We start from the raw sequence: 6,585 nt of genomic DNA, 5'->3' as shown, positions 1-6,585 counted from the left end.
GGGCCGCATCGGGCGCCACTCGGCGTTGCCCGGCTGGCCCGCACGCGAGTGCGGGCTGCACCGTGCGCCTTGATTGGCGCCCGATGCGGCCCCTTCGCGCCCCTGGAAATAGCGTTAACAGGCCCTATTTCGCCAGGTTCTGCCTGACGCGGCGCAACAACGCGAGCAACTGCTCCTTCTCCGCCGTTCCGAGCCCGGAAACCGCTTTGGCGCTCAGCCGCTTGGCCTGCTGTTGCAGGCCGCGGTGCACCGCGAGGCCCGCCGCGGACAGCGACAGCTTCACGTTGCGCCGGTCGGCCTCGTCGACCTCGGCGTCGATCAGCCCGCGCTCACGCAGGCCCGCGATCAGCCGCGCCATCTGGGCTTTGTCGCGGCCACTGTGCTGAGCCAGCTCCTTCTGCGTCGCGCCTGGGTGCCGGTGGAAGAACCCGAGCACCTTGCCTTCCATGTGGGTGATCTCGTGCGGGCCGTCGCGCAACAACCGGTACTGCAGCGACCGGTAGTCGTGCATCAGCCGGTGCACCAGCTCCAGCACGTCATCGTCCGCGGGCACGCCAGCCGATTGGTTGACAATGTCTTCTATAGATCCCATAATGGTTGACATTATCCCCTATAGGCCTGAAGCCATGAACACCTCTACCACCGCCAGCCGCGTCCAGCGCGTGCGGCACGAGATCAAGCGCCGTGACGTCGAAGTCGTCCGCGTCGACGAGCTGAGCCCGCACTTTCGCAGCGTCACGTTCGGCGGCGAGTCGCTCGACGGCTTCATCAGTGCGTCTTTCGACGACCATGTGAAGTTCGTGCTGCCCGGCGCTCATGGCGCCCCCATCATGCGCGACTACACGCCGCGCCGCTACGACGCCGCGCGCCGCGAGTTGACGATCGAGTTCGCGTTGCATGGCGACGGCCCGGCTGCCAACTGGGCGGCACTGGCTGCGCCGGGTCAGCGCGCGACCATCGCGGGGCCGCGCGGTTCGTTCATCATTCCGCTGGACTACGCATGGCACCTCTTCGTCGGCGACGAGACGGCACTGCCCGCCATCGCGCGCCGCCTGGAAGAATTGCCCGCCGACGCGCGCGCCATCGTAGTCGGGCAAGTGGAAGAGCCGGACCGCCGCGATTTCAAGACGGCGGCAGATGTCGCAGTGCAGTGGATCGCGGAACCCGCGCAGCTGATCGAAGCGGTGCGCGCACTGTCGTTGCCCGACGGCGAGGGCTACGCGTGGTGCGCGGGTGAAGCGCGAACCATGGCGACGGTGCGCCGCATCCTGGTGGACGACAAAGGCCACGACAAGCACGCGATCCGCGCTGCCGCGTACTGGAAGCAGGGCGCTGCGGCCCATCACGAAAATCTGGAATCGGACGCTTGAATGCCTGTAACGCTCGCCACCCAAGCAGGCGAGCGATGCATGGATTGCCGGATCAAGTGCGCAATGACAGCACGGAGCCAGGCTCAGTGCATCGCGGGCCGCAGCGCCGGGACTGAGAGCTCGCGGCCGACCATGGCGCGCGCGTACAAGTAGTTGTTGCGTGCCTGCTCGCTCAAGCCGTCGAGGTTGACCTGACCCGTGGGGTCGCAGGGAAAAGCGTAGCCGCGTCCGCTGTCGAAGAGGGACTGGAAACGCAGTTCGAATCGGATCTGGGGCGAGTCGTTCATTTGAGTTCTCCGGTTGCGCGGGCCACTGGCTTTGCGCATGACTCGAATATGGATGCCCGGCCGCCTTCTCACCATCAGCGCACGTCGGGCGCCAGCCACGGTCAATGCCGATTCCGCTGCCTAGTTCGCACCTACAGCGAGTAGGCGCTGTCCGGCCCGGCCGTCAGCATCAACAGCCATCACGGCTCGGGTGGCGCCCCGCGAAAAGGGTTGAAGCCCGTCACCAGCGCCATTGCCGCAAGGACGAGCAGGCATCCCGGCAACATGCCCGCCGTCACCGGCTCGCCGAGAAACAGGCTGCCCCAGGTCACGCCGAACAGCGGGATCATGAAGGCGGGCGACGTGGCCGCGCTCGCTGGTATTTCGCGCATGAGCCGCATGCTCAGCCAGTACATGAAGCCTGAGGTGACCAAGCCGATGACGGTCACCGCAATGACAGCTGCTGCCGTTGGCTGCATCGACGGTGTCGTCGCTGCCGTCGGTACCAGCAGCACGAGAGTTGCCGCGACGTGGACCGCTGCGGAAACCGGCAGCGGCTGATGCGCCAGGGTCGCGCGTTTCATGAAGATCGCACCGACGCCATAACTGGCCGACGCGGCGATGCAGGCCAGAGCCGCAAGGATGACCTGTGCGTCGATCGCGATCGGCCCCAGCCGGACCAGCAGCGCGACGCCGACGAAGCCGAGTGCGCAGCCGGCCAGCCGCCGCGTCGTGAGGCGCTCCTCGCCCAGCGCAGCGGCGCCGAGGATGCCGAACAGCGGCACGGTGGCGTTCAGGATCGCCGAGTAGCCCGAGGGCAGCACCAGCGCCGCAGAGTTGAACAGCACGAAAGGCGCGACGACCGTCGCGAGGCTGAGCAAGGTCATCCGCAGCCACGTGCGTTTGTCCGGCCAGCTCTGGCGCAGCACGCGCATCAGCGCCGCCAGCACCACAGCCGCGAGCGCGCAGCGAAAGCCCGCCAAACCCCAGGGCCCGAACGCCGGGCTGGCGATACGGATCAGCGGGAACGACGCGCCCCACAGCGCGGACATGAAGATCAGTTGGAGGAAGTGGCGCGTCTGCATGGGTTGGCCGCCGATCATCGCCGAAGCGCAAGCCGAGCAGTTGCAAACGGGCTACGCTTCGAATGTTGCTACTCAAAGGACAGCACCATGCCGACATTGAAACCCGCGGCCGAAATGGCCGCCGCTGCGAGCAAGCCCTATCCGAACGACGGCCCGGAATACCGCGAGGCGCGCACGCGACTGCTCGCCGAAGAGATCGAATTGCGCCGGCAGATCGAACGGGTCGCGGCGATGCGCCGCCAGTTGCCGCTCGGCGGCCAGCCGCCCGACTATGCGTTCGTCGATGAGAACGGCAAAACCTTGGGGCTCGCCGATCTCTTCGGCAGGCACGACACGCTCATCACCTACTTCTGGATGTTCGGCCCGCAGCGCGAGCGGCCGTGCCCCATGTGCACGTCATTTCTCGGCTCGATCGACCACCCGGCGCGCGACCTCACGCAGCGAGTGGCGCTCGCTGTGCTGGGCCGCTCGCCGGTGTCGCGCCAGTTGGCTTTCGCCCGCGAGCGCGGCTGGCGCAACCTGAAGTTCTATCAGACCGTCGGCGATGACTTTGCACGAGACTATCGGGGCCTGGCGCCCAATGGCGACGAATGGGCCGCGCTGGACGTCTGGGTCAAGCGCGACGGCGTGGTGCGGCACTTCTGGGCCGGCGAGATGGACGGCAGCACTGCGGACTCGGGCCAGGATCCGCGTGGCGCTCCGGACGTCGCGCCGCTGTGGACCTTGCTCGACATGACGCCTGGCGGGCGCGGCGATGACTGGTACCCAAAGCTGGAATATCCCCTAGCCTCATAGCCGCGCCGTGCGGCTATGCTGGGCGGATGCTCCAGTTCCAGCTTCAACCGAAGGACGGCTTCGTCCTCGTCCAACTCACCGGCCTCGTCACCCCGGAGGCGTGGGAAAACGCCTTGACCGAAGTGGAAGCTGCGCTCCATAACGAACCCACCGACCGCGCCGTCTTCGAACTGGGCGGCCTGGTGGGCTGGCTTGGCGAACCTGAGCGCCGCGCGGTCGGTGTGCTCATGGCGAAGCACCTGGCCCGGATGAAGAGGGTGGCCCTGGTGATCGAGGCCCGCAAGATCACAGGCGTGGTGGAGGACGAGGCCACGCGCGCCGGCCTGTCGCTGCGCCTTTTTTCTGTGATGGACGACGCGGTGCGCTGGGTACGGTCCTAGCCCGGCCGCGCCGTCAGTTTTGTTGCAACACGGCCCGGCGGCGCCGTGCTATGTTTGATGCGCGATCCTCGTGTGGCCCCGAATGCACCAGCATTTGAACGCATCCCTCTTGGCCGCCGTGCTCGTGGCCGGCGCTGGGGCGGTTGCGTTCCACCACTTTCCAGGCGCGCCCGCCGGCCAGGGCGCGGCACCCGGCCCCGATGACTTCACGGTCGTCAATTTGCGCAGCGCCATGGTGGGGTGTAGGGAGGCGGCTCAGATGACCTACGACGTGCAGTGGGCCGCGGCCTGCCAGGCGCAAGCGAACGAATCCGCTCCCGGGACGGCCGACGGCCATGCCGAATGCGACCTGCCGGACGCCAGGGCCGCGGTCATCAATGCGTGGTTGAACGAGGCCGAGCGGCGCTGCACGGCCGAGGGGCGAAGCTAGAACGTGCGGCGGGTCTAAACTGTCCCACTTCAAGCTGGCTTGAACTCAAGGGGAAGTGACATGGACATCGCCGAGGTGGCCCAGCGGTCGGGTGTGCCCGCCTCTGCGCTGCGGTATTACGAAGAAAAGGGCCTGATCGCGTCGGTCGGCAGGCAAGGGCTGCGCCGCGTGTTCGACGCGGGCGTGCTGGAGCGGTTGGCACTGATCGCCGTGGGCCGCTCGGCCGGCTTCTCGCTGGACGAGATCGCGCGCATGTTCACATCCGGCGGCAAGCCGCGCATCGACCGGAAGCTGCTCGCCGACAAAGCGGAAGAGCTGGACCGGACCATCCGCAAGCTGAGCGCGATGCGAGACGGCCTGCGCCATGCGGCGGCGTGCCCCGCGCCCAGCCACATGGAATGCCCCACCTTCCGGCGCATCATGAAAGCCGCCGCGTCCGGCGCGTTCGGCGAGCGCACGAAGGCCGTGCCGAAACGCACGTAGGCGCGGCCTCCACGACGACGGGCATTCCCGGCGCGCCCAGCCGCTCCGGTCAGAAGCCCAGCAACGGGTCCCAGACCGCCAGTTGCGCGGCCTTGGGCAGCGGCCCGAAGGACACGCCGGAGCCCACGTCGCCGATGCGGGCGGTGTTGGAGTGGTCCTTGGCGTAGACGGGCCACGGTGTGTCGTCCGAGAACATGCTGTTGCTGTTCGCGGCGAAGGACGTGAGCGACCGCATCCATTTCTGCGAGAGCTCGGCCTCTACCGGGCTGGTGCCGAACTTGTCCTTGTAGTACGGCTGGTCGTAGGTCCCGAACAGGAAAGGCAGTTCGGCGCAGTGGGGGACGCCGCGGGCCGGCGGCAGGATGGGGTGCATGTACGTCGCCAGCCGCGCGCTGCCACCGGCGGCGGCCACCTGGTTGGCCAGGCGCACGCCGTAGTTGCGCAGGATCGAGTCGCCGAAGATTTCGGTCCACAGATCGCCCGGCACATCGGCGCGGCCGTCGGCGAGCGCCGCCGCGCGATACGCAGCGATGACCCCGGGGGCCTTGTCCGCGGCGATGCCCATGCTGCCCAGGTAGCCCGCCACCTGGCCGGCCAGCGCCTCGTGCGTCGCCGGCAGTGGCGGCGACGAGCTCTTCTTCGCCAGGTTGTCGTAAAGGTCGGTGAAGAACGATCCCTCCGTCAGGTCATAGGTGACGACGACCGGCAGGTTGGCCGGGAAGGGCGTCTTGATCCAGTCCGACAGGTAGTTGCTTCCGTCGACCAGCGGCGCGATGCGGAACGCACGGCCCGTGGTGACGGACGCGGGCAGCGCGGCACGCGACAGCGCGAGTTCGGCATTGTGGATGTCCAGCCCCGACACCCCGGCCAGGCCCTTGGGCGTGGTGCCCAGCCTCTGCGCGATGACCTCAGTGTAGACCGCGGCGTCGGCCAGCGAAAAGCCGAAGGGCGTGGATACGTCGGGCGGGCTCACCAGGTAGAGGCGCGACACGAGCGGGCGCCACTTGGGGTTCTGCGCGATCATGATCGAGTTCATCGCACCGCCGGACTGGCCCGACAGCGTGACGTTGTTCGGGTCGCCGCCGAAGGCCTTGATGTTGGCCTTCACCCATTGAAGCGCGGCCACCTGGTCCTGCACCGCCCAGTTCGCGGTGGCGCCGGTGTCCGGATCCGCGAAGTCCGGGTGGGCCAGATGCCCCAGCGCGCCCAGGCGGTAATTGACCGTCACCACCACGACGCCCATCTGCGCCAGCTTCTGGCCGTCCATCAGCGACATGCTGGTCGCGCCCGAGCGGAAGCCGCCGCCATGCAGCCAGACGACCACCGGCAAGCTGGCGCCCGTCGTCGGTGCCCACACGTTCAGCGACAGGCAGTCTTCGGCCTGGTTCGTCGGCGGCTCGTAGATCCACGTGGTGTTGGTCTGGATGCTGGCCGCGCCGAATGCCTTCGCGTCGCGCCGCACGCCGGTGAAGTTGACCGGCTTGGGCGACTTGAATCGCAGCGCGCCCATCGGCGCTTGCGCGTACGGGATGCCCTTGTACGAAATGACTTGTCCGTTGACCTCTCCGCTCAGCACGCCCGAGCTGGTCTCTGCGAGCAGGGGCCGCTCGACGCTGTCGCCGCCGCCTCCGCATCCGACCAGCGGCAGGGCGAGCAGGCTGCCCGTGCCGAGAATGAACCCGCGGCGTGATGGCGAAATGATCGTCCGGCGGGTGGGTTGGGTATCCATACGACTGTCTCCTTCTGCGTCTCATCCACCATGGATGGACTGCTGAA

At 67.7% G+C, this 6,585-nt stretch carries 9 protein-coding genes; 5 read left to right on the top strand and 4 right to left on the bottom strand.

The window, feature by feature from the left end; translation table 11 throughout:
* Window positions 1-124: 124 nt before the first annotated feature.
* Window positions 125-553, bottom strand: coding sequence for a MarR family winged helix-turn-helix transcriptional regulator (locus tag EEB15_RS18035; protein WP_370283688.1), 429 nt, complete (start codon window positions 551-553; stop codon window positions 125-127).
* Between the two features lie 73 nt (window positions 554-626).
* On the opposite strand from EEB15_RS18035, the gene EEB15_RS18030 reads away from it, so the two are divergent.
* Window positions 627-1,370 (top strand): siderophore-interacting protein, encoded by a 744-nt coding sequence (locus EEB15_RS18030; RefSeq protein ID WP_141511252.1) that lies wholly within the window; start codon window positions 627-629, stop codon window positions 1,368-1,370.
* 83 nt (window positions 1,371-1,453) lie between these two features.
* Here EEB15_RS18030 and EEB15_RS18025 read toward each other — a convergent pair whose 3' ends face one another.
* Together EEB15_RS18025 and EEB15_RS18020 are read right to left on the bottom strand one after the other, a co-directional pair.
* Window positions 1,454-1,657 carry a hypothetical protein gene (locus EEB15_RS18025; protein WP_141511251.1) on the bottom strand — a complete coding sequence of 68 codons (204 nt, stop codon included), beginning with the start codon at window positions 1,655-1,657 and terminating at the stop codon, window positions 1,454-1,456.
* 179 nt (window positions 1,658-1,836) lie between these two features.
* Window positions 1,837-2,721, bottom strand: coding sequence for a DMT family transporter (locus tag EEB15_RS18020; protein WP_141511250.1), 885 nt, complete (start codon window positions 2,719-2,721; stop codon window positions 1,837-1,839).
* An 87-nt stretch (window positions 2,722-2,808) separates the two neighbouring features.
* Here EEB15_RS18020 and EEB15_RS18015 point away from each other — a divergent pair, with 87 nt between their 5' ends.
* The 4 genes from EEB15_RS18015 (at window position 2,809) to EEB15_RS18000 (ending at window position 4,809) form a co-directional block, all read left to right on the top strand.
* Window positions 2,809-3,516 (top strand): DUF899 family protein, encoded by a 708-nt coding sequence (locus tag EEB15_RS18015; RefSeq protein WP_141511249.1) that lies wholly within the window; start codon window positions 2,809-2,811, stop codon window positions 3,514-3,516.
* A 26-nt stretch (window positions 3,517-3,542) separates the two neighbouring features.
* Complete coding sequence (locus EEB15_RS18010; RefSeq protein WP_141511248.1) at window positions 3,543-3,896, top strand: STAS/SEC14 domain-containing protein; 354 nt, start codon at window positions 3,543-3,545, stop codon at window positions 3,894-3,896.
* A gap of 94 nt (window positions 3,897-3,990) precedes the next feature.
* Entirely contained in the window at window positions 3,991-4,326 is a 336-nt protein-coding gene (locus EEB15_RS18005) for a hypothetical protein (protein WP_141511247.1), read from the top strand.
* A gap of 60 nt (window positions 4,327-4,386) precedes the next feature.
* Window positions 4,387-4,809 (top strand): helix-turn-helix domain-containing protein, encoded by a 423-nt coding sequence (locus tag EEB15_RS18000; protein ID WP_141511246.1) that lies wholly within the window; start codon window positions 4,387-4,389, stop codon window positions 4,807-4,809.
* Window positions 4,810-4,858: 49 nt separating this feature from the next.
* Here EEB15_RS18000 and EEB15_RS17995 read toward each other — a convergent pair whose 3' ends face one another.
* Window positions 4,859-6,538 carry a carboxylesterase family protein gene (locus EEB15_RS17995; RefSeq protein ID WP_141511245.1) on the bottom strand — a complete coding sequence of 560 codons (1,680 nt, stop codon included), beginning with the start codon at window positions 6,536-6,538 and terminating at the stop codon, window positions 4,859-4,861.
* Window positions 6,539-6,585 lie beyond the last annotated feature (47 nt).

Source organism: Ramlibacter sp. WS9 (assembly GCF_003797765.1).
In the GTDB taxonomy this organism is placed as follows: Bacteria; Pseudomonadota; Gammaproteobacteria; order Burkholderiales; family Burkholderiaceae_C; genus Ramlibacter.
This window is presented reverse-complemented; position numbering and strand designations above follow the sequence as displayed.

Coding starts and splice junctions, on each gene's coding strand:
- EEB15_RS18000 (WP_141511246.1), top strand. CDS start 4,387: ATGGACATCGCCGAGGTGGCCCAGCGGTCGGGTGTGCCCGCCTCTGCG.
- EEB15_RS18015 (WP_141511249.1), top strand. CDS start 2,809: ATGCCGACATTGAAACCCGCGGCCGAAATGGCCGCCGCTGCGAGCAAG.
- EEB15_RS18010 (WP_141511248.1), top strand. CDS start 3,543: ATGCTCCAGTTCCAGCTTCAACCGAAGGACGGCTTCGTCCTCGTCCAA.
- EEB15_RS17995 (WP_141511245.1), bottom strand. CDS start 6,538: ATGGATACCCAACCCACCCGCCGGACGATCATTTCGCCATCACGCCGC.
- EEB15_RS18020 (WP_141511250.1), bottom strand. CDS start 2,721: ATGCAGACGCGCCACTTCCTCCAACTGATCTTCATGTCCGCGCTGTGG.
- EEB15_RS18030 (WP_141511252.1), top strand. CDS start 627: ATGAACACCTCTACCACCGCCAGCCGCGTCCAGCGCGTGCGGCACGAG.
- EEB15_RS18025 (WP_141511251.1), bottom strand. CDS start 1,657: ATGAACGACTCGCCCCAGATCCGATTCGAACTGCGTTTCCAGTCCCTC.